Source organism: Paraburkholderia dipogonis (assembly GCF_042680985.1).
In the GTDB taxonomy this organism is placed as follows: Bacteria; Pseudomonadota; Gammaproteobacteria; order Burkholderiales; family Burkholderiaceae; genus Paraburkholderia; species Paraburkholderia phytofirmans.
On record NZ_JBHUFR010000016.1, the window covers coordinates 394,145 to 420,167 of the forward strand.

A 26,023-nucleotide genomic window follows, 5' to 3' on the forward strand; every position below is an offset into this window, starting at 1 on the left:
GAGAGGATGACTTTGTTAACCGGTATGTTTTCGAAACGTGTGGCGTGCGCACTGGCGCTGGCAATGACCTTGGGTGTCGGGGTCGCGCATGGGCAGGAGGCGAGGATCGCGGCGGTGAATTCCGACCGCATCCTGCGCGAATCCGCTGCCGCGAAGGCCGCGCAGGTCAAACTCGAGGCCGAATTCGCCAAGCGTGACAAGGACCTTGCCGACATGGCGCAGAAGCTGAAGTCGATGTCCGATTCGCTCGACAAGAACGGTGCGTCCATGTCGCCCGCCGACCGCGCGCAGAAGCAGCGCGATCTGTCGCAACTGGACACGGACTTCCAGCGCAAGCAACGCGAGTTTCGCGAGGATCTGAATCAGCGCCGCAACGAAGAACTGGCGGCGGTGCTCGACCGCGCCAACAAGGTGATCAAGCAGATCGCCGAGGCGCAGCACTACGATCTGATCGTCCAGGAAGCGGTGTACGTGAGCCCGCGCATCGATATTACCGATCAGGTGCTCAAAGCCTTGGCGGCGTCGGGTAACTGAACGCGGGTGCCGGGCCGAAGGGCCCGATAGTCAATCAGGCGCGGTGGACTGAGCGCAGTAACCATCGACACAGGAGACAGGATAGGCATGGCATTTACGCTCGAGGACATCGTCCAGCGGTTCGGCGGTGAAGTAGTCGGAGACGGTTCGCAGCGCGTCGGCGGTCTCGCGCCGCTCGACCAGGCAGGTCCGGACCAGCTGGCGTTCCTCGCCAATCCGAAGTACCTGTCGCAGGTCGAAACGACCCGTGCGGGCGCGGTGTTGATCAACGCCGACGACCTCGCCAAGCTCGCTTCCCGCGAGAATCGTAACTTCATCGTCACGCCCAATCCGTACGCTTACTTCGCGCGCGTCGCGCAAACCTTCATCGACCTCGCTGCGCCCAAGGCGGCGCCTGGCGTACATCCGAGCGCGACCATCGACCCGTCGGCGCAGATCGCCGCGAGTGCGGTGATCGGCCCGCACGTCACGGTCGAGGCGGGCGCGGTGATCGGCGACAACGTGCGGCTCGACGCCAATGTCGTGATCGGCCGTGGCACGCGCATCGGCGCTGGTTCGCATCTTTATCCCAATGTCGCGGTGTATCACGGTTGCAAGCTCGCCGAGCGCGTCATCGTGCACGCGGGCGCAGTGATCGGCTCGGACGGTTTCGGCTTCGCGCCGGATTTCGTCGGCGAGGGTGAGGCGCGTACCGGCAGCTGGGTGAAGATTCCGCAGGTCGGCGGTGTGTCGATCGCGGCAGACGTCGAAATCGGCGCGAACACCACCATCGACCGTGGCGCCATGGCGGACACGATCATCGAAGAGTGCGTGAAGATCGATAACCTGGTGCAGATCGGCCACAACTGCAAAGTCGGCGCTTATACGGTGATTGCCGGCTGCGCGGGCATCGCGGGCAGCACGACTATTGGCCGCCATTGCATGATCGGCGGCGCGGTCGGGATCGCCGGGCATGTCACGCTGGCCGACTATGTGATCGTCACCGCCAAGTCGGGCGTCTCGAAGTCGCTGCTCAAGCCTGGTATGTACACCAGTGCCTTCCCGGCCGTGAACCATGCAGACTGGAACAAGAGCGCGGCGTTGCTGCGCAATATCGACAAACTCCGCGATCGTATCAAGGCGCTTGAAAACGCCGCAGCTGAGAAGCAGGGCGGCCCGGCAAGCAATTCCGCGGGCAGCAAAAGCTGAACCTCAGGGCAACTCGCAGGGCAATTGACTCAGCAGACTCAGCATTTCGCCGGCCAATTTGCCGGCACCGCGTAAAATGGCGGGCAAGCATCAGGAAGCAAAGTCGGTTGCCGTGACCGGGTGGCGCGGCCGCCGGGTCACGGCGAGCGCCGGCAGCACGCTTTACCAATCCACCTGCACCAGCATCCGCAGTCATCACCGCGCAGTCAATGCGTGAGCAGAAACACCATGAGCACCGAAAAAATCAATCTCGACATTCATAAGATTCTCACGCTGCTGCCACATCGTTACCCGATCCTGCTGGTCGACCGGGTGCTCGAACTCGAGCCGCACAAGTGCATCAAAGCGTTGAAGAACGTGTCGATCAACGAACCGTATTTCCAGGGTCACTTCCCGACGCGTCCAGTGATGCCGGGCGTGCTGATTCTCGAAGCGCTCGCGCAAACGGCGGCCCTGCTGACGTTTTCGGAAGAGCCGAGCGATCCGTCGAACACGCTGTACCTGTTCGTCGGCATCGACAACGCGCGCTTCAAGCGCGTGGTGGAACCGGGCGATCAGCTGATCCTGAACTGCACGTTCGAGCGTCACATGCGCGGCATCTGGAAGTTCAAGGCGCGCGCCGAAGTGGATGGCGTGGTGGCGGCGGAAGCCGACCTGATGTGCGCGGTGCGGCACACGGACAAGGACGCTTAAGCGCACTTGAGCGCACTTGAGCGCGAGGCGCTTGAGCCAGCGTCCGGGCGGTCGGCGGCGTCATGCGCGCGCCGGCCTCCCGCCAGACGCCCATCCAGACAACGCAACAGAATCAGAAGCGAGGACGCATGAGCAGGATTCATCCCACTGCGATCGTCGAACCGGGCGCACAACTCGACGAATCCGTCGAAGTCGGACCGTATGCCGTGATCGGCGCACATGTGACGATCGGCGCGCGGACCACGGTCGGTTCGCACAGCGTGATCGAAGGTCACACCACGCTCGGCGAAGACAACCGGATCGGCCACTACGCATCGGTCGGCGGCCGTCCGCAGGACATGAAGTACAAGGACGAGCCGACCCGGCTCGTGATCGGCAACCGCAACACGATCCGCGAATTCACCACGATCCACACCGGCACGATGCAGGACGCCGGCGTCACCACGCTCGGCGACGACAACTGGATCATGGCGTACGTGCACATCGGGCACGATTGCCACGTCGGCAGCAACGTCATTCTGTCGAGCAACGCGCAGATGGCCGGTCACGTGACGATCGGCGACCACGCGATCGTCGGTGGCATGTCGGGCGTGCATCAGTTCGTGCGCATCGGCGCGCATTCCATGCTGGGCGGCGCTTCGGCGCTGGTGCAGGATATTCCGCCCTTCGTGATCGCCGCCGGTAACAAGGCCGAACCGCACGGCATCAATGTGGAAGGTTTGCGCCGCCGCGGTTTCTCGCCGGACGCGATTTCGGCGCTGCGCGCAGCGTATCGCGTGCTGTACAAGAACGGTCTCTCGCTTGAAGAAGCGAAGGTGCAGTTGCGCGAACTCGCGACCGCGGGCGGCGACGGCGACGCGCCGGTGCAGACGCTGCTCGCGTTCGTCGAAGCGTCGCAACGCGGCATCATCCGCTAAGCGATGGCATTACAACCCAGTCCCTTGCGCGTCGCGATGGTGGCCGGCGAGCCGTCCGGCGATCTGCTGGCGGCCTCGCTCCTCGACGGCCTCATGAGCCGTCTGCCCGTCGGCACCCAGTACTACGGGATCGGCGGCGCACGCATGATCGCCACGGGCTTCGACGCCCACTTTCCGATGGAAAAGCTCTCGGTGCGCGGCTACGTCGAGGCGCTGAAGCACATTCCCGGCATTCTCGGCATTCGCAACGAACTGAAGCGGCAGTTGCTGGCTGAACCGCCGTCGGTGTTCGTCGGCGTGGATGCGCCCGATTTCAATTTCGGGCTCGAGCATCCGTTGCGCGAGGCCGGGATTCCGACCGTTCATTTCGTGTGTCCGTCCATCTGGGCGTGGCGCGGCGGCCGCATCAAGAAGATCGCCAAGGCGGTCGACCACATGCTGTGCGTGTTCCCGTTCGAAACGGCGCTACTGGAAAAAGCGGGCGTCGCGGCATCGTACGTGGGCCATCCGCTTGCAGACGAAATTCCGCTCGTGCCGGACACGCTCGGCGCGCGCCGGGCACTCGGTCTCGCGCAAGACGGTCCGATCATCGCGGTGCTGCCGGGCAGCCGGCGCTCGGAGATCGATCTGATCGGCCCGACGTTCTTCGCCGCGATGGAAATGATGCAGCACCAGGAGCCGAATCTGCGCTTCGTGATGCCGGCCGCTACGCCGGCGCTGCGCGACATGTTGCGGCCGCTGGTCGATTCGCACCCCGGCCTCGCGTTGACGATCACCGACGGCCAGGCGCAACTCGCCATGACCGCGGCCGACGCAATCCTCGTCAAGAGCGGCACCGTGACGCTCGAAGCCGCGCTGCTGAAAAAACCGATGGTGATCTCGTACAAGGTGCCCTGGCTGACCGGTCAGATCATGCGCCGGCAGGGTTATCTGCCGTATGTCGGGCTGCCGAATATTCTGGCGGGGCGCTTCGTGGTGCCGGAGATCCTGCAGCACTTCGCCACGCCGCAGGCGCTGGCGGAAGCGACGCTGAAACAGTTGCGCGACGAGACCAACCGGCGCACGCTGACGGAAATCTTCACGGAGATGCATCACGTGCTGAAGCAGAACACCGCGCAGCGTGCGGCGGAAGTCGTGGCGAGCGTCATCGAAAAGCGCAGGGGGCGGTCGTGACTGCGTCACGCGCGCCGCGCCGTAAAAGCGTCGCAGGAGCGTCGGCGCAACAGGTCGGCCTGAACTTCGAGACGCCGGATGACATCGTCTGCGGCGTCGACGAAGCAGGGCGCGGCCCGTTGGCCGGCCCGGTCGTGGCCGCTGCGGTGATTTTCGACCCGTCCAGGCCGATGATTCGCGGCCTCGACGACTCCAAAGTGTTGACAGCAAAAAAGCGCGACGAACTGTACGACAAGATCGTCGACCGCGCGCTCGCTTACTGCATCGCTTCGGCCACCGTCGAAGAAATCGATTCTCTGAATATCCTGCACGCCACCATGCTGGCCATGAAGCGTGCCGTCGAAGGCCTGTCCGTCGTGCCGACGCTCGTCAAGATCGACGGCAATCGCTGTCCGACATTGAGCGTGCGCAGCGAAGCGGTGATTGGCGGCGACGCGCTCGTCAAAAGCATTTCGGCGGCGTCGATTCTCGCCAAGGTCACGCGCGACCGGATGCTGCTCGAATTGCATCAGACGCATCCCGTCTACGGCTTCAACGCGCATGCCGGTTACGGCACGCCGCAGCATCTCAAGGCGCTGCGCGAACATGGACCTTGCGAGCATCATCGGCGCTCGTTCGCGCCGGTGCGTGAGGCGCATCTGCGCATGGGCACGGGCGTGCCGCTGCCGGCGGGTGAAGTGATCGTCGTGTCCGAAGTGATGTTCGACGACGACGCCTTCGGCGAACGCGGCAGCGCCGTCTGAGCTTCACACGAGCGCCTTCCAAGCGCTGCGTGTGACCCACTTTTCCTCATCCTCACTGTCTTCTTCGCTGCCTGTGAAAGCCATCACCTCGCGGGACAATCCGCTCTACAAGCGCCTGAAGGCATTGGCCGGCTCGACGCATCAACAGCGTAAAAGCGGCCACGCGCTGCTCGAAGGGTTTCATCTCGCGAGCGCCTATCTCGACGTCGCCGGGCAACCGGAAATGTGCATCGTCACCGATGGCGCACTGCGCCACGACGAAGCGCAGGCGATCGTTGCTCGTATCGAAGATCATCGTGTCGTGACGCTGCCGGATGCATTGTTCGGGCAGTTGTCGAATGTCGTGCACGGCGTCGGCATTTTGCTGCTGGTTGAAAAGCTCGATACGCCGCTGCCCGACACGGTCGCGCAAACCTGCCTCGTGCTCGACGGCGTACAGGACGCGGGCAACGTCGGCTCGATTCTGCGCAGCGCGGCCGCCGCCGGCATTCAGCAGGTGTTCTGCGCGCCGGGTACGGCGTACGCGTGGTCGTCGAAAGTCTTGCGCTCGGGCATGGGCGCGCACTTCCTGCTGCAGATTCACGAGGACGTGGAAACGCAAGCGCTGATCGAGCGACTCGCGGTGCCGATCGTGATCACGGACTCGCACGGCGCCGAGGCGATCTACGATTGCGACCTGAGCGGTCCGCTTGCGTGGGTGTTCGGCAACGAAGGCGCGGGCGTCTCGCAGATCTGGCGCGACAAAGTTTCGTTGCGGGTGACGATTCCCCAGCCGGGCGGCATGGAGTCGCTGAATGTGGCGGCCGCGGCGGCCGTGTGCGTATTCGAGCAGTGCCGGCAGCAACGCGGCCGTAGTTGACGCAGGAGACGTGCGCGCTCCGGCGTTCGTCAGCGCTGGAGCCTGTTTCAGGCTGCGGGGCTCAGATCGCGCTTAAGCGGTGGCTCGACGACCACACGCAAGTCCTCGCGCGTGCCGATGTTCAAGGCCGCCGGGCTCGCGCGACCCATACGCACAGGCTCAATAAGAAGGCCTATCCAGCTTGATTTCCTGCAGGATCGTCGTCGCGATCTCTTCGATCGACTTGTGCGTCGACGACAACCATTTGATCCCTTCACGCCGCATCATCGCTTCGGCTTCGTTGATTTCATAACGGCAATTCTCCGGCGCGGCGTACTTGCTGCCGGGCCGGCGCTCGTTGCGAATCTCCGAAAGCCGCTGCGGATCGATCGACAAACCGAACATTTTCTGCCGATGCGCCAGTAACGGCGTGGGCAATTTGCCGCGTTCGAAATCTTCCGGAATCAGCGGATAGTTGGCCGCTTTCACCCCATACTGCATGGCCAGATAGAGGCTCGTCGGCGTCTTGCCGCTGCGCGACACGCCGACCAGAATCACGTCGGCGTCGGCCAGGTTGCGGTTCGACTGGCCGTCGTCGTGAGCGAGCGAGAAGTTGATCGCCTCGATCCGGTTCTTGTATTCCTCGGTGTCGGCGTTCTGGTGGCCGCGGCCCATCGCGTGGCTCGACTTCAGTTCCAGTTCCTGTTCGAGCGGCTCGACGAAGGTCTGAAACATGTCCAGCACGAGCGCATTCGAGCCTTTGACGATCTGATTCGACGCGCTGTCCACCAGCGTGGTGAAGACGATCGGACGGCGGCCGTCCTGCACGATCGCTTCGTTGATCTTTTCGAGCGTGGCGTAAGCCTTCTCGGTCGAGTCGACGAAGGGCACGCGAACCAGGCGGAATTTCTGGTCGAACTGGGAGAGGATCGAATGCGCGAAAGTTTCGGCAGTGATCCCGGTACCGTCGGAGACGATGAATACGGTGGGCGGCATCAGTGGGGCTGGGGAACGTGAGCGAAAAAAAGCGCTCGAATGAAACATCGCTGTGCGAACGACGCTGCCCGGTGGCTGACCGGAAACTGCAGCGGCGTCCGACCAGCGCGCCGTGAGCACCGCAACTGCGCCCGGATGGCGGCGGGGCCTCGCAAAAGCCCGCTGGCCGGTCCGGGGCGCGATTCGAGGCGCAATTCTCGTCCGACTGTCACATTTTCAAAGTCGGCACGGTAGAATAGCGGCAACCTGTTGGATAAGCAATTGCAGGCGATTGGCGTCTAACTCACCGCGAACGGTCGTTCAACGCCTCGCTTTTGGCCGGTATTTTGGTCGTTAAGTTGCCGGAAACGTGGTGGATCGATCGGTAAATCCATCCATTCGCCTTCTTCCTCGCGCTTCGAGCGATTGCTTCTCCAACAGGTTGTGCAAGACGCGAGGTCACGCTCCCAATGGGCGTCTCGCGTTCGAGCCCACTTGCACAGCCGTGAATTTCTTTCACACTTAGGGGCTTGTATGACTAACGCAGTTACCGTCGCAAAGGATAAGGCGTATGTAGTTCCGTTTGAGCAGTTGCGGATGACCGACGTGGAAATCGTCGGTGGCAAGAACGCGTCGTTGGGCGAGATGATCAGTCAGCTCGCCGAAGCCGGCGTGCGCGTGCCGACTGGTTTCGCCACCACGGCGCTGGCTTTCCGCGACTTCCTGCAGCACAACAACCTGACCGAACGCATCGCCAAACGTCTCGAAACGCTCGACGTCGACGACGTGAAGTCGCTCGCCGAAGCGGGCAAGGAGATCCGCCAATGGATCGTCGACGCGCCGTTCCAGCCGCAACTGGAGGCGGATATCCGCGCGGGCTTCGACACCCTGCAAAACAGCTCGCCTGAAGAGCTGTCGTTTGCCGTGCGTTCGTCGGCAACGGCGGAAGACTTGCCGGACGCATCGTTCGCGGGTCAGCAGGAAAGCTACCTCAACGTGGTCGGCGTGGAAGACGTGCTCGATCGCATGAAGCACGTGTTCGCGTCGCTGTACAACGACCGCGCTATCTCCTATCGCGTCCACAAGGGCTTTACGCACGCTGAAGTCGCGTTGTCGGCGGGCGTGCAGCGCATGGTGCGCTCGGACGTCGGCGCGGCAGGCGTGATGTTCACGCTGGACACGGAATCGGGCTTCAAGGACGCCGTCTTCATCACATCGAGCTACGGTCTCGGCGAAACCGTGGTGCAAGGCGCGGTGAATCCGGACGAGTTCTACGTCTACAAGACCACGCTCGCGCAGGGCAAGTACCCGATCATCCGCCGCTCCATCGGCTCGAAGTTGATCAAGATGGAATTCACCAAGGCGGGCGAAGAAGGCCGCGTGAAGACCGTGGACGTCGCGCACGAGCAGCGCAACCGCTTCTCGATCACGGACGAAGACGTGATCGAACTGGCCAAATACGCCGTCATCATCGAAAAGCACTACGAGCGTCCGATGGACATCGAGTGGGGCAAGGACGGCCGCGACGGCAAGATCTTCATTCTGCAGGCGCGTCCGGAAACGGTGAAGAGCCAGGCGGCGGGCAAGGCCGAACAGCGCTTCAAGCTGAAGGGCCAATCGAACGTGCTGGCCACGGGCCGCGCAATCGGTCAGAAGATCGGTGCGGGTCCGGTGCGCGTGATTCACGATCCGTCGGAAATGGACCGCGTGCAGCCGGGCGACGTGCTGGTCGCCGACATGACCGACCCGAACTGGGAACCGGTCATGAAGCGTGCGTCGGCGATCGTCACGAACCGTGGCGGCCGTACCTGTCACGCGGCGATCATCGCGCGTGAGCTGGGCGTGCCGGCGGTGGTCGGCTGCGGCGACGCGACCGACGTGCTGAAGGAAGGCGCGCTGGTCACGGTATCGTGCGCGGAAGGCGACGAAGGCAGGATCTACGACGGCCTGCTGGAAACCGAAGTCACCGAAGTGCAGCGCGGCGAACTGCCGGCCATTCCGGTGAAGATCATGATGAACGTGGGCAACCCGCAGCTGGCCTTCGACTTCTCGCAACTGCCGAACGCAGGCGTGGGTCTGGCGCGGCTCGAGTTCATCATCAACAACAACATCGGCGTTCACCCGAAGGCGATTCTCGAGTACCCGAACATCGATCAGGACCTGAAGAAGGCCGTGGAAAGCGTCGCTCGCGGGCACGCTTCGCCGCGCGCGTTCTACGTCGACAAGCTGACCGAAGGCATCGCCACGATCGCGGCGGCGTTCTATCCGAAGCCCGTGATCGTGCGTCTGTCGGACTTCAAGTCGAACGAGTACAAGAAGCTGATCGGCGGTTCGCGCTACGAGCCGGACGAAGAAAACCCGATGCTGGGTTTCCGCGGCGCGTCGCGCTACATCGCGGACGATTTCGCCGAAGCGTTCCAGATGGAATGCATCGCGTTGAAGAAGGTGCGCGAAGAGATGGGCCTCGACAACGTCGAGATCATGGTGCCGTTCGTGCGTACGCTGAAGCAGGCGGAACGCGTAGTCGGGCTGCTGGCCAAGTACGGCCTGAAGCGCGGCGAGAATGGCCTGCGCCTGATCATGATGTGCGAAGTGCCGTCGAACGCGATTCTGGCTGAAGAATTCCTGCAATTCTTCGACGGTTTCTCGATCGGCTCGAACGACCTGACGCAGCTCACGCTCGGCCTCGACCGTGACTCCGGCATGGAACTGCTGGCGGTGGATTTCGACGAACGTGATCCGGCAATCAAGTTCCTGTTGAAGCGCGCGATCGACACGTGTCTGCGACTGGACAAGTACGTCGGTATTTGCGGCCAGGGCCCGTCGGATCATCCGGACTTCGCACAATGGCTGACCGATGAAGGCATCAAGTCGATCTCGCTGAATCCTGACACGATCGTCGAAACGTGGCAGCAACTGGCGAAGTCGGCGAAGCAGTAAGGCGAATGGCGTGCCGCTTCCTAAGCGGCATGCATAACGTGCGATGCGGTAGGTCAAGCGCGCGTCGAATGCACGTGAAACCGTGCTGTATCGCCCGTTTAACGCGCTTGCTTCGTGCTATAAACACCCCGGTAGATCCGGGGTGTTTTGCTTTGTGGAGGTCGACGTGGCGCCAGGTGGATTGTTCTGGTGGATCGGGGCGGGTGTGCTGGTCGTGCTGGAGTTGCTCAGCGGTACGTTCTATCTGCTGATGATCGCGCTGGGCTGTGTCGCGGCCGCACTCGCGCATCTCGCGGGCGCGCCAGCCGACGTGCAATTCGCCGTCGCGGCTGTGGTGGCGCTGGCGGCGGTGTTGCTGCTCCGGCGTTCGCGGTTCGGCCGCAGAACGCGCAAGGAGGCGTCGCGCAACCCGGACGTCAATCTCGACATCGGTCAAACGCTCGCTGTGCCGGCGTGGCACGAGCGGCGAGCGCGCGCCGATTATCGCGGCGCGGCATGGGACGTCGAACTGGCCGCGGGCGAGCCGGAAGACGCGCATCTCTACGAAATTACGGAGTTGCGAGGCAGTTGCCTCGTGGTCGTGGCGGCGCGTCGTTCAAACACCCGGGCCACCACGGCATGAGCACCGACTGGGCACACGCGCGTCACACACAACTATTCGAGCTACGGACCGGAGGGCAGTAATGGATTCGACCATCGTCGGGGCGGTGCTTCTGATCATCGTGATCGTACTGGCGGCGCAGACCATCAAGATCGTGCCGCAGCAGCATGCGTGGGTTCTGGAGCGGCTCGGCCGCTATCACCGTACGTTGACACCGGGGTTGAGCTTCGCGTTTCCGTTCGTCGACCGGATCGCCTATAAGCACATCCTAAAGGAAATTCCGCTCGAAGTGCCGAGCCAGGTCTGTATCACGCGCGACAACACGCAGTTGCAGGTGGACGGCGTGCTGTACTTTCAGGTCACCGACCCGATGAAAGCGTCGTACGGGTCGAGCAACTTCGTGTTCGCGATCACGCAGTTGTCGCAAACCACGCTACGCTCGGTGATCGGCAAACTCGAACTCGATAAAACGTTCGAGGAGCGCGACTTCATCAACCACAGCATCGTGTCCTCGCTCGATCAGGCCGCGACGAACTGGGGTGTGAAGGTGTTGCGCTACGAGATCAAGGATTTGACGCCGCCCAAGGAAATTCTCCACGCGATGCAGGCGCAGATTACCGCCGAGCGCGAGAAGCGCGCGCTGATCGCCGCTTCGGAAGGGCGCAAGCAGGAGCAGATCAACATCGCGTCCGGCGGCCGTGAGGCGGCGATTCAGAAGTCCGAAGGCGAGCGGCAGGCAGCGATCAATCAGGCGCAAGGGCAGGCGTCGGCGATTCTGGCCGTGGCCGAGGCCAACTCGCAGGCAATTCAGAAGATCGCGGCGGCGATTCAATCGAACGGCGGGATGGAAGCGGTGAACCTCAAGGTGGCCGAACAATATGTGAACGCGTTCGGCAATCTGGCGAAGCAGGGCACCACGCTGATCGTGCCGGGCAATCTCGCGGACATGAGTTCGATGATCGCGTCGGCGCTGACGATTGTGAATAAGGGGAAGGGCGTGAACGAGGTGCGTTGAACGGGCCGGCCGCCCTCGATGCGATGGCGGGAGCGGGCTTACAGGCAGCTCGTAACGTACTGGCCGTGCCGCTTGCGTTGAGCGCTTGACTGCGGCGACCGTATCGAAAGCACGGAAAGCACGGAAAGCACGGAAAGCACGGAAAGCACGGAAAGCACGGAAAGCACGGAAAGCACGGAAAGCACGGAAAGCACGGAAAGCACGGAAAGCACGGAACGCACGGAACGCGTCGCCCAACGCTTTCGCGTGCTTGCAAAGAAAAATGGCCCGCGGACTATACGGGCCATTTACCTTTCAGCGCTTGTGAAGCACGCTTCCTTGCCACATGCGAGCTAATCGCAGCGAACGATTGGCAGACGAAACGCGGCATATCAACACACCGCCCACCATCAACCGTCGATCAAACCAGGCCGCTCATCAAGTCGGCGAGCGCATCAACCGCGCCTTTTCACGTTCCCAATCGCGTTTCTTTTCGGTCTCGCGCTTGTCGTGCTGCTTCTTACCCTTGGCAAGGCCAATCTCGCATTTGACGCGGCCGCCCTTGTAGTGAAAATTCAGCGGCACGAGCGTGTAGCCGCGCTGCTCGACCTTGCCGATCAGTTTGCTGATCTCTTCGCTGTGCAACAGCAGCTTGCGCGTGCGCACCGGATCGGGATTGATATGGGTCGAGGCTTCGGGCAACGGGCTGATGTGCGTGCCGATCAGGAACAGTTCGTTATTCTTGATAACGACGTACCCTTCCTTGATCTGGCCGCGCCCGGCGCGCAGCGCCTTGACCTCCCATCCTTCGAGCACGAGCCCTGCTTCATAGCGTTCTTCGACCGAGTAGTCGTAGAAGGCTTTTCTGTTGTCGATAATGCTCATGAATGGAAAGTGCCCAACTCGTTTAAAATCACGATTTTAGCAAAGCGGGGCAAGGAAAGCCCGCTGCGCTCGTCCACCCTTGCCACGCGCTGTTCAATTTATGGCAGATGTCCAGAAAACCGTGTTGATCCGCCATTCGGCGGAACAGATGTTCGACCTCGTCACCGACGTCGCCGATTACCCCAACTTCCTGCCGTGGTGCGGGGGAGTCGAAATCCGCCGCCGGGACGAAACCGGCATGGAGGCGAAGATCGATATCAACTTCAAGGGCATCAAGCAGCACTTCGCCACGCGTAACAGCATGGAGCGGCCCACGCGCATCGATATGGAGTTCGCGGACGGCCCGTTTCGCAAGTTCACGGGCTTCTGGCGTTTTACGCCATTGCGCGCAGATGCCTGCAAGATCGAATTCGCGCTGCACTACGAATTCACCAACATCATTCTCGAAAAGATCATTGGGCCGGTGTTCAATCACATCGCCAACACCTTCGTCGAATCGTTCGTGAAGCGCGCCGATCAGCGCTACGGTAAGGCATGAGCGCGCGCCTGTCGATTGAAGTCTGTTATGCGTCGGCCGGCGAGCAGGCGCTGATCGCGCTTGAATTGCCCGCGGGCGCCACGTTGCAGCAGGCGCTGGACGCCAGCGGCATCTTGCGGCGGTTCCCGCAAATCGATCTGGGCACGCAGAAAGTGGGCGTGTTCGGCAAACTCAAGCCGCTCGACGCGGTGCTGGCCGACCATGACCGGGTCGAGATTTACCGGCCGCTGCTGGTCGATCCCAAGGTGTCGCGTCAGCGGCGCGTCGAGAAGACCCGCAAGGCAGGCTCGATCGAAGGGCGCCGCTGGCAGAACAAGGATTCGCGCTGATATTTGGGCGGGTCGGGTGCCTGGCGGGGAGTTCGCGGTTCGTGTTTCCGTCATTCGCGGCCTGGCGCGACGGCTGCCGGGGATTTCATGTCATTTCCCGGCAAGGCTCAGGACGTCGAAACCTGAGGCTTCTTCTTTAGCTTGACGCCGGGCGGCGCGGCATCGGCGGAATCGTCGTCCGCATGCTGGCGCACTGACCAGCACACGCCGGCCACCAGCAGCAGAATCGCCGCCAGTTCCAGCGGACGCGGCAGTCGCTGGTCATAGATGAACGCATAAAGCAGCGCGAACAGCGTCTCGAACACGATCATCTGGCCGGAGAGCGTCAGCGGCAGCCGTTTCGATGCGGCATTCCACAGCCCGTTGCCGAGCCACGATGCGCCGATCGCGAGCCCGAGATTAAGCATCCAGAAGGTGTGCCAGCGCCCGTCGGCCAGTTCGCCTTGCGGACCGCCCGCCGGCAGCACGGCGATCACGAGCCACAGCGCCGCGCCGAGCGCACCCGTCACCACGCCCCACAAGACTGACCACTCATTGCCGCTGAAATGCGTCTGGCGCTGCAGATAGCGGGCGTTTTCGACCGCGAACCACGTCCAGCATCCCAAGGCGCCCACCGCGCAGGCGAGCCCGATCAGCTTGGTGACCACGCTGACCTGCGTGCTGTCCGCCACCGTAAAGACATCGATGTTGATGCAGACGATGCCCGCCATCACCATCGCGAGCGGCCAGGCGAGGCGGGCGAGCGGCACCGCGCCGTGATCGCGGCGGCCCAGCAGCGTCACCGTGACGGGCAGCACGCCGACGATCAGCGACGACGGCGCGATGCCGATCAGGTGCACGGCGGCCGTCAGCAGCAGGTAGTAGAGGAGGTTGCCGGCCAAAGCCAGCTTCACCAATGCGCCGAGATCCTCGCGGGTCAGCCGTTTGACGAGCGAGCGCGCCATGGGCAGCGCGGCGGCCAGCGAGACGATGCCGTACATCGTGTAGCGGCCCGCGCTCAGAAGCAGCGGCGAAAAGTCCGGCAGCACGCGCGGCACCAGAAAAACCATGCCCCATAAGGCCCCGGCCATTACTCCATATGCCACACCGCGCTGCATCGACTGCCCCTGCAAAAAAACTGGAATGGTCGGCAGAATAGCCGGTTGGCGGGCCGGGCGTCTTGTTCGATTCTGCAATTCGAGTCGCCGCCACCCGGTTGCGCCCGAACGCGCAAACGAAACCCGATTGAACCCGAGGCGAACAGCCAAGCGAAATAGAGGGGCCCGATGGTGCGAAAAAAACCGCCGGAAATTCGCTAAGCTGCTGTTAGTGCAGTGAAAACCAGGGAGGTATCGCGTATAATTCGCTTTTGCGCCTATAGGATTTGCCATGCGTCTGATCCAAACAGCACTCACGTTCGATGACGTGCTCCTCGTCCCGGCTTTCTCCGATGTTCTGCCGCGCGACACCAGCCTCAAGACCCGGCTGACCCGCAACATTTCCCTGAATATGCCGCTCGTGTCCGCCGCCATGGACACCGTCACCGAAGCACGCCTCGCCATTGCGATGGCGCAAATGGGTGGCGTGGGCATCATCCACAAGAATCTCACCGCAGCCGAACAGGCGCGTGAAGTGGCCAAGGTCAAGCGCTTCGAATCGGGCGTGGTGCGTGATCCGATCACGGTGCCGCCGCAAATGAAAGTGCGCGACGTGATCGCACTGTCGCAGCAGCATGGCATTTCGGGCTTCCCGGTTGTCGAAGGCGCGCAACTGATCGGTATCGTCACGAACCGCGACCTGCGCTTCGAGGAGCGTCTGGACGAGCCGGTGCGCAACATCATGACGCCGCGCGAGCGCCTCGTCACCGTCAAGGAAGGCACGCCGCTCGCCGAAGCCAAGGCGCTGATGCACAGCCATCGCCTCGAACGCGTGCTGGTCATCAACGACGCATTTGAACTGCGCGGCCTGATGACCGTCAAGGACATCACCAAGCAGACCGAACACCCGGACGCCTGTAAAGACGAACACGGCAAGCTGCGCGCGGGCGCGGCGGTCGGTGTGGGCGCGGACAATGAAGAGCGCGTCGAACTGCTGGTGCAGGCGGGCGTCGACGTGATCGTCGTGGATACCGCGCACGGCCATAGCCAGGGCGTGCTCGAACGCGTCAAGTGGGTCAAGCAGAACTTCCCGCACGTCGAGGTGATCGGCGGCAACATCGCCACCGCGGCGGCCGCCAAGGCGCTCGTCGAATACGGCGCGGACGGCGTGAAGGTCGGTATCGGCCCGGGCTCGATCTGCACGACGCGGATCGTCGCCGGCGTGGGCGTGCCGCAGGTCACCGCGATCTCCAACGTGTCCGAAGCGCTGAAGGGCACGGGCGTGCCGGTCATCGCCGACGGCGGCGTGCGCTTCTCGGGCGACGTCAGCAAGGCGCTGGCAGCGGGCGCGAATGCCGTGATGATGGGCAGCATGTTCGCCGGCACCGAAGAAGCGCCGGGCGACGTGTTCCTGTATCAGGGCCGCCAGTACAAGTCTTACCGTGGCATGGGCTCGGTCGGCGCGATGAAGGACGGCGCGGCGGACCGCTACTTCCAGGACAACTCCGCGAACATCGACAAGCTTGTGCCGGAAGGTATCGAAGGCCGCGTCGCCTACAAGGGTTCGGTCAACGCCATCCTGTTCCAGCTGATCGGCGGCGTGCGCGCCAGCATGGGTTATTGCGGCTGCCGCACCATCGCCGAGATGAACGACAAGGCCGAGTTCGTGCAGATCACGGGCGCGGGCTTGCGCGAGTCGCACGTGCATGACGTGCAAATCACCAAGGAAGCGCCCAACTACCACGTGGACTAAACGCCAATGAAACCACTGCTGCGCGCTGTACTCATCCTCGATGCCTTGTTGTTGCTTGCGTTCGGCCTGCTGTTTCTGCTGACGCCGTGGACTTCGTTGTACAACGCGCTGCTTCTGGTGCAAACCCAGCCGGCTCTGGTCGGCCAGGGGTTTGGCGTGGCGCTGATCGGGCTGGCCTGGCTGGCCTTCCACGCGTCGATCGACGGTGCGCTGACCACCACCGTCGCCAAGGTGACCGGCCACGTGAACTGGTTGACCGGCGTGCTGATGCTGATCTGGCTGCTCGGTCTGCATACGCCGGCGCTGACCGGTTTCGGGCAGATCGTCGCGGTGCTGACGGGCGTGGTGCTGCTGATAATCGGTCTGGGCGGCGTGCGTCTGGCAGGAGCCGTACGGCGGCGTGAAAGAGTGCGGCTTGCTGAAGCCGCCGCTGCCGAGCGCGCCGAAAAGCAGGCTGCCAAAGACGCCGCGAAAAACGCGGCCAATCGGCGCGAGCCGGGCCATGTCACAGCGGGCTTTCCGGTTTATCACGCCGAGCCGGTCGTCGAGCCCGTCGTGCCGGTTACGCGACCTGTCCGTTCCGTGAGTCCCGTGGCAGGGGCGCCGCTTCATCCGGTGGTCGACGAAGCCAGTCTGACGCCGTCCGAACGCGCAGCGCGGGCAGAAGCCGCCGTCGCGCGAGACGAAGCCCGCAACGGCGCGGCCGACGCGCCTGGCGCGCCCCGGCCGCCGTTTCATGGTTGATGCGCCGCGCGCCACACCGTCCGCTGAAGCACCCGGATTCCGTTTGCGTGCGTCGTGGGCAAGCACCCGCGGCGCGGCCCGCGCCAACCCGCTGCATCGTTACGTTTCATGCTCGATCGTCCCCACGTGGACCGCTTTGAATTCAACGCCTCGCATCGCGCGCGGCATTCCGTATCCGCTCACTTTTGACTCCGTCCGCTGCCATGCATGACAAGATCCTGATCCTCGACTTCGGTTCGCAAGTCACCCAACTGATTGCACGTCGCGTTCGCGAAGCCAACGTGTATTCGGAAATTCATCCGTACGACGTCGATGCGTCGTTCATTCGCGACTTCGCGCCGAAGGGCGTGATCCTCTCCGGCGGCCCGAGCTCGGTCACCGAAACCGATACGCCGCGCGTGCCGCAAGCCGTGTTCGAACTCGGCGTGCCGGTGCTCGGCATCTGCTACGGCATGCAGGCCATGGCCGAGCAGCTCGGCGGCAAGGTCGATATCGGGCATCTGCGCGAGTTCGGTTATGCCGAAGTGCGCGCGCGCAATCACACGAGCCTGCTGGAAGGCATCAGCGACTTCACCACGCCGGAAGGTCACGGCATGCTGAAGGTGTGGATGAGCCACGGCGACAAGGTGCTGGAAATGCCGCCGGGCTTCGCGCTGATGGCGTCGACGGAATCGTGTCCGATTGCGGCCATGGCCGACGAAAAGCGCCATTTCTACGGCCTGCAATGGCACCCGGAAGTCACGCACACCGTGCAGGGCCGCGCCATGCTCGAACGTTTCGTGCTGCAGATTTGCGGCGCGCGGGCCGACTGGGAAATGGGCAACTATATCGACGAAGCCGTCGCGAAGATTCGCGATCAGGTCGGTAACGAGCACGTGATTCTGGGGCTGTCGGGTGGCGTGGATTCGTCGGTGGCCGCGGCGCTGTTGCATCGCGCGATCGGCGATCAACTGACCTGCGTGTTCGTCGATCACGGCCTGTTGCGTTTGAACGAAGCCGAGCAGGTGATGGCGACCTTCGCCGATCACCTGGGCGTGAAGGTGATTCACGTCGACGCCAGCGAAGTGTTTCTGCGCAAGCTGGCCGGTGTGACCGATCCGGAAGCGAAGCGCAAGATCATCGGCGCGGAATTCGTCGAAGTGTTCCAGGCTGAAGCCGGACGACTGACCGATGCGAAGTGGCTGGCGCAAGGCACGATCTATCCGGACGTGATCGAATCGGCTGGCAAGGGCAAGAAGGGCGCGCAGACTATCAAGAGCCACCACAACGTGGGCGGCCTGCCTGAGACGCTGAATCTGAAACTGCTCGAACCGCTTCGCGAACTGTTCAAGGACGAAGTGCGCGAACTCGGCGTCAAGCTCGGTTTGCCGCCGGCCATGGTGTACCGCCACCCGTTCCCGGGCCCGGGTCTGGGCGTACGGATTCTCGGCGAAGTGAAGCGCGATTTCGCGGATCTGCTGCGCCGCGCGGACGCGATTTTCATCGAGACGCTGCGCACTTTCATCGATAAGGAAACCGGCAAGTCCTGGTACGATCTGACGAGCCAGGCGTTTGCGGTGTTTCTGCCGGTGAAGAGCGTTGGGGTGATGGGCGACGGGCGGACTTACGAGTATGTCGTTGCGCTGCGTGCCGTGCAGACGCTGGACTTCATGACCGCGCATTGGGCGCATCTGCCGCATGAACTGCTGGGGCATGTGTCGAACCGGATCATTAATGAAGTGCGCGGGATTAACCGGGTGGTGTACGACATCTCGGGGAAACCGCCGGCTACGATTGAGTGGGAGTAATTCAGACTGCTCTGCAGTAGTCTGCAGAGCATCGAAATCCTCCTGCTTTTCCGCGCGGAATCGTGGATTTATTGCCTGGCGCGGTCTGATGGAGACCGACAATAGCTGGTCGCTACCGAAGGCACGTCTGACCGTATAGCGATTTGTTCTATTACGCCGCGAGCAATTTAACGTGACACTGCCGTTCTACGTGAATCCCAAGCCGCGCGCGCGGCTCACCCACTCGCGTGCCACGCATCCCCGCCGGGCGCTTGCGCCACCGGGAGATCACGACGAAACGACTGGATGGGGCGGCACGGTGAATTGAACGATGGCGCCACGGGGCAGGTTCGCGCTTGCCCACAATCGACCGCCATGCGCCTCGATGATAGAACGGCAGATTGACAGCCCCATCCCCAGGCCAGTGGGCTTCGTGGTGTAGAACGGCGCGAACACGCGCTCGGCGCTCTGCGGAGCGAAGCCCGGTCCCGAATCGCGCACTGTCACGAGCACGGAGCCGGCGTCGACTTTCACGGTGGTGATGAACAGGTGCCGTACGCCGTCGCTGACGTCGTTCATCGCCTCAAGCGCGTTGATGATCAGGTTGAGGAGAACCTGTTGCAGTTCGACACGATCGCCTTCAATGGACGGCAAGCCCTCCGCGAGCTGCGTCTCCACCGAAGCGCCGCTCCTCGCGGCTTCGCTGCGGGTCAGTTCGATCACCTCATGAATCGCTGCGTTGATGTCCACCCGTTCCTTGCGCGGCGGCGCCTTGCGGATCAGATCGCGGATGCGGTTGATCACGTCACCCGCACGGCTGCCGTCGTTGACGATACGCTCGAGCGCCTGCCGGGCCTCGCTCAGATCAGGAGGTCGCGCGCTTAGCCATAACAGCGCCGCGCCGGCGTTGGCCACCGTTGCGGCGATCGGTTGCTTGACTTCATGAGCGATCGACGCCGCAAGCTGGCCGACCGTGGCCACCCGGTTGGCGTGCGCGAATTCGGCCTGCACCTCGCGGTAGCGCCGCTCGTTCTGGCGAGCTTGTTCCTCCACGCGCTTGCGCTCGCTCAGGTCGAGTACGAAGGCGACGCCTTCCTCGCGGCCCGCTTCGAAAGTCGCCAACCCGACCATGACGGGCACACGGCTGCCGTCTTTCCTCACGTATTCCTTCTCGTAGGGCGGGGCGCGGCCCGTTTGCACAGCCTCCCCGAGAGCCTTCTCGCTGCCCTGAAGCCACTCCGGCGGCGTCAGGTCCCGCCAGCGTACGCGACCCGACACGAGATCTTCCCGCTCATACCCCACCATCCGAAGAAAGGCGTCGTTGGCCTCGAGAATGACACCGCCGGCATTCCAGACCAGGATGCCGATAATGTTGGCGTCGACGAGGCGGCGGATCTTCGCTTCGCGTTCCGCGAGGTCGCGATACAGATAAGCGTTCTCCAGCGAGATTGCCGCCTGCGAGGCCACCAGCTTTAGCACCGCGAGCCGGGCGGGGCTGAAGGCGCCGGCGGTCAGATTGTTTTCGAGGTAGAGCACGCCGGTGAGTTGCGCCCGATTCATCAAGGGCAGGCAAAGCACGGAGCGGGCGTGATGCCGACGGATATAGGAATCCGCGGCAAATGGCGAGTCGCTTGCGGCATCGTCGAGAATGATGTTCTCGCGGGTGCGAAGGGCGTGGTAGAGGATCGATTCCGGCAGCGACGCGGCACTTACGGGCATGTCGCGCACTTGCAACCGGGTTGCATCGCCGTCGGCCGTCGCCTCCGCGGCAATCCACTGTTCGCCGCTGTTCGACCGGATCAGCAGGCCACGCTGCGCGCCGGCCTGTTCGATGGCCGTCCGCATGATCATATCGATCAGCTTGTCCAGCACGATGTCGCCCGAAGCGGCCTGCGACACCTTGATCACGGTCGCGAGGTCGAGGCGTTCGACGGGCGTTGCGATCGTGGTGGTCGGACCTGGCGCGAGTTCCTCCGTTCGCAGGTACGGAAAGCGCTCCTCGAGTTGGCGCACCTTGCCGTCGGCGCGCCAACGCAGGTAGCCGTAGCGGGCCTCCTGCAGATAGAGACGCGCGATCCTTGCAAAACCGCGCGCCGAGTAAAACCGTGACGCGAGTTCATAGGCAAGCGCCTCGTTGTGGACAAAGCCGCTTTCCTGCGCCGAGCGGATGGCTTGCTCGTAAAGGTTTTCAGCATCGAGCACGCGGCCTTCGATTCGCGCCATCTCGGCACCGACCAGTTCGGCGCGGTTGGCGAAATTCTCCGGGCAGTTGGCGGCCCATATCCGAAGCTGCCGGTGATGTGCGGCGACTGCGTTCAGGTGTTGTGTTCGTTCGCCGCCCGGAACGGCGTCGCACCACGCGGCACGAGCCAGCGCGGCGTAAAAGTGAAACTCGGCTTCCTCGAGGAACGACGCCGAGGTCCAGAGCAGCTGTTGCGCCTTCGATGCGGCGTCCATGGCGACGGCATAGTCGCCGGCGAGATAGCGCGCCTGCAGTTTCCGGATCCAGTACAGGCACGCGGCGAGCGCGAGGGTCGGATTGTTCGACAGATGCTCTTCGATATGACGCTCACTGAACTGCCCGTCGTCGAGGCAGCCGAACGTCGGGGTCTGGCCGCGCAGCATCCGGATCAGCGCGAGTTGCGTGCTGATGAAGTCGATGACAAGACCGAACCGCACCTTCTCGGCGTACGCAAGGCCGCGCTCGGCTTCTCCTTGCGCCTCGGGTAGCGGGTCGCCGGCGAACAGCAGGTTCGAGTTGAGGTGTTGGCAGGTGTAGGCTCCATACGTGAGATCGCCGATCCGGTTGGCCGCTTCGAGCGCGCGGCGCAGCAGATTGCGGCAAACCCGCACGTGTTTCATCCAGCGCACCACGAATACCGCGAAGCAGTGATAGGTGCTCGCCTCGAAGCGTTTGAGGCCGCGCCGCTCGACCAGTTCGTAGCCGAGCTGGCCGAAGAGAAAGCCGGCCTGGTAGTCGCCGAATCGCGGCCCGGCGATCCGGCAGAGCATGATATAGGGCACACATGAAGCATCGCAATTGCCCCGTTCGAGGCTAAAACTGACCGCTTTGCAGATCGTCAGGGAAGCGAGATTCGCATCCGTCTGCACGGCCGGCGGCAGGAGCTTGCTCAGAACCTCGGCGGTCGCGAGGGAGGCAGGGTCCTGCATGAGCGGCAGGTCGATGAGGGCCTCGATGGCGCGCTTCCCAAGCTGTGAGCCGATGCGTTCGTATTCGCGTCGAACCGCCTCGTCGTCCGGATGGGGGGGCCATTCGAAGCCGACACGCCGCAAATAGTCGAGACACACGGCCACCGCGCGATCGCTCCGGTCGAGCGTGGTACAGACATCCGTATGCAGGCACGCCACGCTGGCCTGTTCGACCGTGGTGGCGGCCCGCTGCGACAGCGACGCCAGACGCTCGTCGGCGGTTGATAGCTGCCCGGTCAGAAATTCGCAGGCGGCCCGGTTCAATTCCAGCGCGAGGATGAGTTCATGCTGGCGCTCCCAGCAATCGTCGTCCAGTAATCCGATACCGGCGACCAGATAGGTGAGCGCCGAGCCATAGGCCGCCGACGCTTTGGCGCGTTGGGCGGCGAGCAGGTTGAATCCGGCCAGTCGCTCGCGTTCGTCGCGTGACGTGATCAGGGCCGCGCCGCGATTGAGCTGCCCGACGATTTCGAAGATCGCTTCCTCGCGGTTTTCCGCTGGCGTCTCTACGGCAAGCAGCCGGCCGATCCGCAGATGCGCCTGCGCGCGCGAGGCTGGCGGGATCAATGAATAGGCGGCTTCGTGAATCCGGTCGTGAGCAAACCGGTACGAGCCGCCCAGCCGCTCGACCAGTTCCTGGCAGACCGCCTCCCATAACGCCGCATGGAGCTGCGTCGGCTCCACGCCGAGAACGGTCGAGAGCGTCGTGATTTCGGCGATGTTGCCGAGACAGGCCAACTGCTGCAGCGCCTGCTGCGTTTGCCCCTGCAGCCGGCTCAGCTTGCCGACCATGAGATCCACGATGTTGTCGGTGTAACCCGTGGCATGGATGCGGCCGGGATCCCAGCGCCACTGTCCGGCGTCGTGGTCGAAGCTGAGTAGATCCCGTTCGGCCAGTGCATGCAGAAACTGGATCACAAAAAACGGATTGCCCGCGGTCTTCTCATGGACCAGTTGCGCCAAAGGCTCGATTCGCGCCGGCTCGCAGTGAAGTGCTTCGCCGATCAACTGGCTGACATGGGCACGGGCGAGCGGCGCGAGCGTGATCTGATTGATCCTGACGCCGGCGTTCCCGATTGCCTGGAGCTTGCCCGTCAGCGGATGCGTGGCATCGACCTCATTGTCGCGATAGGCGCCGACCAGCATCAGATATCGCAGCTCCGGGCGGATCAACAGATCCTCGAGCAAATCGAGCGTGGCCGCGTCGAGCCACTGCAGATCGTCGAGAAAGAGCGCCAGCGGATGTTCGGCACGGGCGAATACGCCGATAAAACGCCGGAACACCTGCATGAAGCGATGCTGCGCCTGCTGTGGCGCAAGGTCCGGGACGGGAGGCGGTTCGCCGATGATGAGCTTCAGCTCGGGAATGAGGTCGGTCATGAGCCCGGCGTTGACGTCCAGCGCCGCGAGCAACGCGTCGCGCCAACTCGCCAGTTCGGCGTCGCGCTTGCCGAGCAGCGGCCGCACGAGGCTTTGGAATGCCTGCACGAGCGTAGCATAGGGGATATCGCGCTTGTACTGGTCGAATTTGCCGGCCGCGAAGAGTCCCCGCGGCTGCACCAGCACCTTGTGCAGTTCATTGACGACCGAGGATTTGCCGATGCCGGAATAGCCGGTCACGAGCACCAGCTCCGGCACACCGCTGCCGACGATCCGGTCGAATGCGGCGACCAGTATCTCGACTTCGTGCTCCCGGCCGTACAGCTTCTCGGGAATGAGCAGCCGGTCGGGGGTGTCGTGCTCGCCGAGCGGAAAGTCATCGATGCGGCGCTGACGCTGCCAGTCGGCGAGACAGACCCGCAGATCGCGCTCGACCCCGGCGGCGGTCTGATAGCGCTCTTCGGCCGTCTTGGCGAGCAGCTTCATGACGATATGGGAAATCGCGGCGGGGACGGTCGCAAGCCGCGCGCTCGGCGCCACCGGCTTTCTCGCGATATGGCAGTGCACCCATTCAGTCGGGTCGGCGGCCATGAATGGCAGCGCGCCCGTCAGCATCTGGTAGAGCGTGACGCCGAGCGCGTAGAGGTCGCTGCGCGAATCGATCGAGCGGTTCATCCGGCCGGTCTGCTCGGGCGCCATGTAGGCCAGCGTGCCCGCGATGGTCTCGGGCGGCTCGGGCGCTTGCCGCTCGCGCGGCAGACGCGAAGCGAGGCCGAAGCCGGTGAGCCGCACGCGGCCGTCGGCGCAGTTCACCATGATATGAGTGGGCTTGAGATCCTTGTGGACGAGACCGCGCTGATGAAGCCGCCCCAGCGCCGCGGCAATCCCGACGGCGAGCCGCAAAGAATCTTCTATGTCCAGCGGCGCGCCTAGCAAGTGCGCAAGCGGGCCGCCGCCCGGATCCTCGAGTACGAGCAGTGTCCGGCCACCTTCGCGCATCAGCTCCAGCGGCCGCACGGCCCACGCACTATCGAGTTCGTCCTTGAGGCCAAACTCGTGAGCTAGTTGATCGGCGCTGTCGGGCCGGGGCTGTTCGGCGGCGGGCCGCGCAAGCAAGACGTCGCGTTCGCCGGCCTCGCCTGCGCGCCGTTCTCGACTGACGACTCGCTGGCCGTCATTCCACACAATCTGAAGGCTGTTATCCATCGGCATCCGAACCCTATGCAGCCGTTATCCGCCGCACCGTGTCAGCACGTTGCTGCCCAGGTGAAGTTCGTTCGCGAAAGCAGTGTACGGCACGACTGCCCTGTGATCGCCACGCTGGAGAGGCAGGCATTTCGCAGGATACACCTCGGCCGTCAGCATCAGGACCGGCAGAAGGGGCGCAGCGCGACCGGCGCTTCGAGACGGATGCCTATATGCGGCCGCGCCGGCAATGGATCGTGTTCCTGCTATAACTTTATTCTATTTTTCCCGCATAGCCCCCACAACATAAGCTGCCCTAAGTAGGCTCCGAGCGGCGGTGCAGTCGACCAGATGACAAGTACATGACGCGCTGCGTGTATGCCGCAAAAACTAATCGACCCGGAATGGTGGCGACGATGACACTCGGCAATGGCAAGGCATCCAGAGCATCGCTCAGGGTTCTGGTGGCGGCGCTGGCACTCACTGCGGGATTTGCGGCGCAGCCTGCGGCGCACGCGGTGGACGCTCACTTCGTGTTGGTCAGCCACGCACCGGATTCGGACACGTTCTGGAACACGATCAGAAACGCGATCGAGCAGGCCGATGAGGACTTCAACGTCGAGACCGACTACCGCAACCCGCCGAACGGCGATCTCGCGGACATGTCTCGCCTGATCGAGCAGTCGGCGGCGCGCAATTATGATGGCGTGATCACGACGATCGCCGACTTCGACGTGCTGAAGAGTTCCATCGAAAAGGTGACAGCGAAGAAGATCGCGCTCGTGACGATCAACTCCGGCACCAATGAACAAAGCGCGCAACTCGCCGCGATCATGCACATTGGTCAGCCCGAATATCTGGCGGGCAAGGCGGCCGGCGAGAAAGCCAGAGCCGCGGGCGTGAAGACGTTCCTGTGCGTGAACCACTTCGCGACCAATCCGGTTTCATTCGACCGTTGCCGTGGTTTCGCGGATGCGATCGGCGCCGACTACAAGACTTCCACGATCGACTCGGGCCAGGACCCGACCGAGATCCAATCGAAGGTCAGCGCCTATTTGCGCAACCATCCGAAAACGGATGCGATCCTCACGCTCGGGCCGCCGCCTGCGTCGGCGACGCTCAAGGCTATCGACCAGATGGGCATCGCGGGCAAGATTTTTTTCTGCACGTTCGATTTCTCCGACGAAATCGCAAAGGCCATTCGGGATGGGACGATTGCTTTCGCGATCGACCAGCAGCCCTATCTTCAGGGATATATGGCGGTGGCGGTCCTCGCGATCGCGAAGAAGGAGCACACCACCGACCCCGTCAAGATCCGCCAGGCGCTCAAAGAGAATGCGAAATTCAAAGCGCGGTTGGAGATGTACGGCCTCGAACCGTCGTATGGGCCGAAGAACATTCGCTCGGGACCGAGCTTCATTACAAAGGCCAATCTGGACAAAGTGGTGAAGTACGCGGGCCAGTACCGTTGATAGCGCGCTGGCTATCGCCTTGGGCTTTTTGTCTGCATAAAGGGCGGCAGGCCACGCCGGCGACAAGATGCGTGAGCAACGTCATGATC

General features: G+C 63.1%; 20 protein-coding genes. 16 read left to right on the forward strand and 4 right to left on the reverse strand.

The features are described 5' to 3' along the window. Window positions 1-12 precede the first annotated feature (12 nt). The 7 genes from ACFSNN_RS21955 (at window position 13) to ACFSNN_RS21985 (ending at window position 6,107) form a co-directional block, all read left to right on the forward strand. Window positions 13-534, forward strand: coding sequence for an OmpH/Skp family outer membrane protein (locus ACFSNN_RS21955; protein ID WP_181916899.1), 522 nt, complete (start codon window positions 13-15; stop codon window positions 532-534). An 87-nt stretch (window positions 535-621) separates the two neighbouring features. Continuing rightward, the gene (gene lpxD / locus ACFSNN_RS21960) at window positions 622-1,722 is read left to right on the forward strand and encodes a UDP-3-O-(3-hydroxymyristoyl)glucosamine N-acyltransferase (RefSeq protein ID WP_134455714.1); all 1,101 of its coding nucleotides are present in this window, start codon (window positions 622-624) and stop codon (window positions 1,720-1,722) included. Between the two features lie 228 nt (window positions 1,723-1,950). Continuing rightward, complete coding sequence (gene fabZ / locus ACFSNN_RS21965) at window positions 1,951-2,415, forward strand: 3-hydroxyacyl-ACP dehydratase FabZ (protein WP_012433437.1); 465 nt, start codon at window positions 1,951-1,953, stop codon at window positions 2,413-2,415. A gap of 128 nt (window positions 2,416-2,543) precedes the next feature. Next, window positions 2,544-3,332, forward strand: a complete 789-nt coding sequence (lpxA, locus tag ACFSNN_RS21970) for an acyl-ACP--UDP-N-acetylglucosamine O-acyltransferase (protein WP_012433436.1) — start codon at window positions 2,544-2,546, stop codon at window positions 3,330-3,332. A gap of 3 nt (window positions 3,333-3,335) precedes the next feature. Next, complete coding sequence (gene lpxB / locus ACFSNN_RS21975) at window positions 3,336-4,505, forward strand: lipid-A-disaccharide synthase (RefSeq protein WP_134455715.1); 1,170 nt, start codon at window positions 3,336-3,338, stop codon at window positions 4,503-4,505. After that, window positions 4,502-5,248, forward strand: a complete 747-nt coding sequence (rnhB, locus tag ACFSNN_RS21980) for a ribonuclease HII (RefSeq protein WP_134455716.1) — start codon at window positions 4,502-4,504, stop codon at window positions 5,246-5,248. The genes lpxB and rnhB overlap by 4 nt, the downstream gene beginning before the upstream one ends. Before the next feature lie 73 nt (window positions 5,249-5,321). Beyond that, window positions 5,322-6,107 (forward strand): TrmH family RNA methyltransferase, encoded by a 786-nt coding sequence (locus ACFSNN_RS21985; protein ID WP_134458780.1) that lies wholly within the window; start codon window positions 5,322-5,324, stop codon window positions 6,105-6,107. A gap of 159 nt (window positions 6,108-6,266) precedes the next feature. On the opposite strand, the gene ppsR is transcribed toward ACFSNN_RS21985, so the two are convergent. Next, the gene (ppsR, locus tag ACFSNN_RS21990; protein ID WP_012433432.1) at window positions 6,267-7,082 is read right to left on the reverse strand and encodes a posphoenolpyruvate synthetase regulatory kinase/phosphorylase PpsR; all 816 of its coding nucleotides are present in this window, start codon (window positions 7,080-7,082) and stop codon (window positions 6,267-6,269) included. A gap of 513 nt (window positions 7,083-7,595) precedes the next feature. On the opposite strand from ppsR, the gene ppsA reads away from it, so the two are divergent. The 3 genes from ppsA to ACFSNN_RS22005 all read left to right on the forward strand — a co-directional run bounded on the left by ppsA (window position 7,596) and on the right by ACFSNN_RS22005 (window position 11,617). After that, entirely contained in the window at window positions 7,596-10,001 is a 2,406-nt protein-coding gene (ppsA, locus tag ACFSNN_RS21995) for a phosphoenolpyruvate synthase (RefSeq protein WP_134455717.1), read from the forward strand. A gap of 166 nt (window positions 10,002-10,167) precedes the next feature. Next, window positions 10,168-10,623 carry an NfeD family protein gene (locus ACFSNN_RS22000; protein WP_134455718.1) on the forward strand — a complete coding sequence of 152 codons (456 nt, stop codon included), beginning with the start codon at window positions 10,168-10,170 and terminating at the stop codon, window positions 10,621-10,623. Window positions 10,624-10,684: 61 nt separating this feature from the next. Beyond that, entirely contained in the window at window positions 10,685-11,617 is a 933-nt protein-coding gene (locus tag ACFSNN_RS22005) for an SPFH domain-containing protein (protein WP_134455719.1), read from the forward strand. A 417-nt stretch (window positions 11,618-12,034) separates the two neighbouring features. On the opposite strand, the gene smpB is transcribed toward ACFSNN_RS22005, so the two are convergent. Further along, window positions 12,035-12,481, reverse strand: coding sequence for an SsrA-binding protein SmpB (gene smpB / locus ACFSNN_RS22010; RefSeq protein WP_012433428.1), 447 nt, complete (start codon window positions 12,479-12,481; stop codon window positions 12,035-12,037). Between the two features lie 100 nt (window positions 12,482-12,581). Here smpB and ACFSNN_RS22015 point away from each other — a divergent pair, with 100 nt between their 5' ends. Together ACFSNN_RS22015 and ACFSNN_RS22020 are read left to right on the forward strand one after the other, a co-directional pair. Beyond that, window positions 12,582-13,019 carry a type II toxin-antitoxin system RatA family toxin gene (locus tag ACFSNN_RS22015; RefSeq protein ID WP_012433427.1) on the forward strand — a complete coding sequence of 146 codons (438 nt, stop codon included), beginning with the start codon at window positions 12,582-12,584 and terminating at the stop codon, window positions 13,017-13,019. Then, a complete protein-coding gene (locus ACFSNN_RS22020) occupies window positions 13,016-13,348 on the forward strand; it encodes an RnfH family protein (RefSeq protein ID WP_134455720.1) in 333 nt (110 codons plus the stop codon). The genes ACFSNN_RS22015 and ACFSNN_RS22020 overlap by 4 nt, the downstream gene beginning before the upstream one ends. A gap of 107 nt (window positions 13,349-13,455) precedes the next feature. Here ACFSNN_RS22020 and ACFSNN_RS22025 read toward each other — a convergent pair whose 3' ends face one another. Then, window positions 13,456-14,445: a DMT family transporter gene (locus tag ACFSNN_RS22025; protein ID WP_134455721.1), complete on the reverse strand. Its 990-nt coding sequence runs from the start codon at window positions 14,443-14,445 to the stop codon at window positions 13,456-13,458. A 271-nt stretch (window positions 14,446-14,716) separates the two neighbouring features. Between ACFSNN_RS22025 and guaB the strand changes: the two genes are divergently transcribed. From guaB to guaA, 3 genes are all read left to right on the forward strand, one after another. Continuing rightward, window positions 14,717-16,177, forward strand: coding sequence for an IMP dehydrogenase (gene guaB / locus ACFSNN_RS22030; protein ID WP_012433424.1), 1,461 nt, complete (start codon window positions 14,717-14,719; stop codon window positions 16,175-16,177). A 6-nt stretch (window positions 16,178-16,183) separates the two neighbouring features. Further along, a complete protein-coding gene (locus tag ACFSNN_RS22035; protein ID WP_134455722.1) occupies window positions 16,184-16,921 on the forward strand; it encodes a hypothetical protein in 738 nt (245 codons plus the stop codon). A gap of 203 nt (window positions 16,922-17,124) precedes the next feature. Beyond that, on the forward strand, window positions 17,125-18,708 hold the full coding sequence (guaA, locus tag ACFSNN_RS22040; RefSeq protein ID WP_134455723.1) for a glutamine-hydrolyzing GMP synthase: 1,584 nt from the start codon (window positions 17,125-17,127) through the stop codon (window positions 18,706-18,708). Between the two features lie 267 nt (window positions 18,709-18,975). Here the strand turns inward: guaA and ACFSNN_RS22045 are convergent, their stop codons facing one another. Then, the gene (locus ACFSNN_RS22045) at window positions 18,976-24,483 is read right to left on the reverse strand and encodes a trifunctional serine/threonine-protein kinase/ATP-binding protein/sensor histidine kinase (protein WP_377689998.1); all 5,508 of its coding nucleotides are present in this window, start codon (window positions 24,481-24,483) and stop codon (window positions 18,976-18,978) included. Between the two features lie 395 nt (window positions 24,484-24,878). Between ACFSNN_RS22045 and ACFSNN_RS22050 the strand changes: the two genes are divergently transcribed. Beyond that, window positions 24,879-25,934: a sugar ABC transporter substrate-binding protein gene (locus ACFSNN_RS22050; RefSeq protein WP_134455724.1), complete on the forward strand. Its 1,056-nt coding sequence runs from the start codon at window positions 24,879-24,881 to the stop codon at window positions 25,932-25,934. Window positions 25,935-26,023: the final 89 nt, after the last annotated feature.

Coding starts and splice junctions, on each gene's coding strand:
- ACFSNN_RS22035 (WP_134455722.1), top strand. CDS start 16,184: ATGAAACCACTGCTGCGCGCTGTACTCATCCTCGATGCCTTGTTGTTG.
- ACFSNN_RS22050 (WP_134455724.1), top strand. CDS start 24,879: ATGACACTCGGCAATGGCAAGGCATCCAGAGCATCGCTCAGGGTTCTG.
- ppsA (WP_134455717.1), top strand. CDS start 7,596: ATGACTAACGCAGTTACCGTCGCAAAGGATAAGGCGTATGTAGTTCCG.
- ACFSNN_RS22020 (WP_134455720.1), top strand. CDS start 13,016: ATGAGCGCGCGCCTGTCGATTGAAGTCTGTTATGCGTCGGCCGGCGAG.
- lpxA (WP_012433436.1), top strand. CDS start 2,544: ATGAGCAGGATTCATCCCACTGCGATCGTCGAACCGGGCGCACAACTC.
- guaB (WP_012433424.1), top strand. CDS start 14,717: ATGCGTCTGATCCAAACAGCACTCACGTTCGATGACGTGCTCCTCGTC.
- ACFSNN_RS22015 (WP_012433427.1), top strand. CDS start 12,582: ATGGCAGATGTCCAGAAAACCGTGTTGATCCGCCATTCGGCGGAACAG.
- guaA (WP_134455723.1), top strand. CDS start 17,125: ATGCATGACAAGATCCTGATCCTCGACTTCGGTTCGCAAGTCACCCAA.
- fabZ (WP_012433437.1), top strand. CDS start 1,951: ATGAGCACCGAAAAAATCAATCTCGACATTCATAAGATTCTCACGCTG.
- lpxD (WP_134455714.1), top strand. CDS start 622: ATGGCATTTACGCTCGAGGACATCGTCCAGCGGTTCGGCGGTGAAGTA.
- lpxB (WP_134455715.1), top strand. CDS start 3,336: ATGGCATTACAACCCAGTCCCTTGCGCGTCGCGATGGTGGCCGGCGAG.
- ACFSNN_RS22045 (WP_377689998.1), bottom strand. CDS start 24,483: ATGGATAACAGCCTTCAGATTGTGTGGAATGACGGCCAGCGAGTCGTC.
- ppsR (WP_012433432.1), bottom strand. CDS start 7,082: ATGCCGCCCACCGTATTCATCGTCTCCGACGGTACCGGGATCACTGCC.
- ACFSNN_RS22005 (WP_134455719.1), top strand. CDS start 10,685: ATGGATTCGACCATCGTCGGGGCGGTGCTTCTGATCATCGTGATCGTA.
- ACFSNN_RS22025 (WP_134455721.1), bottom strand. CDS start 14,445: ATGCAGCGCGGTGTGGCATATGGAGTAATGGCCGGGGCCTTATGGGGC.
- smpB (WP_012433428.1), bottom strand. CDS start 12,481: ATGAGCATTATCGACAACAGAAAAGCCTTCTACGACTACTCGGTCGAA.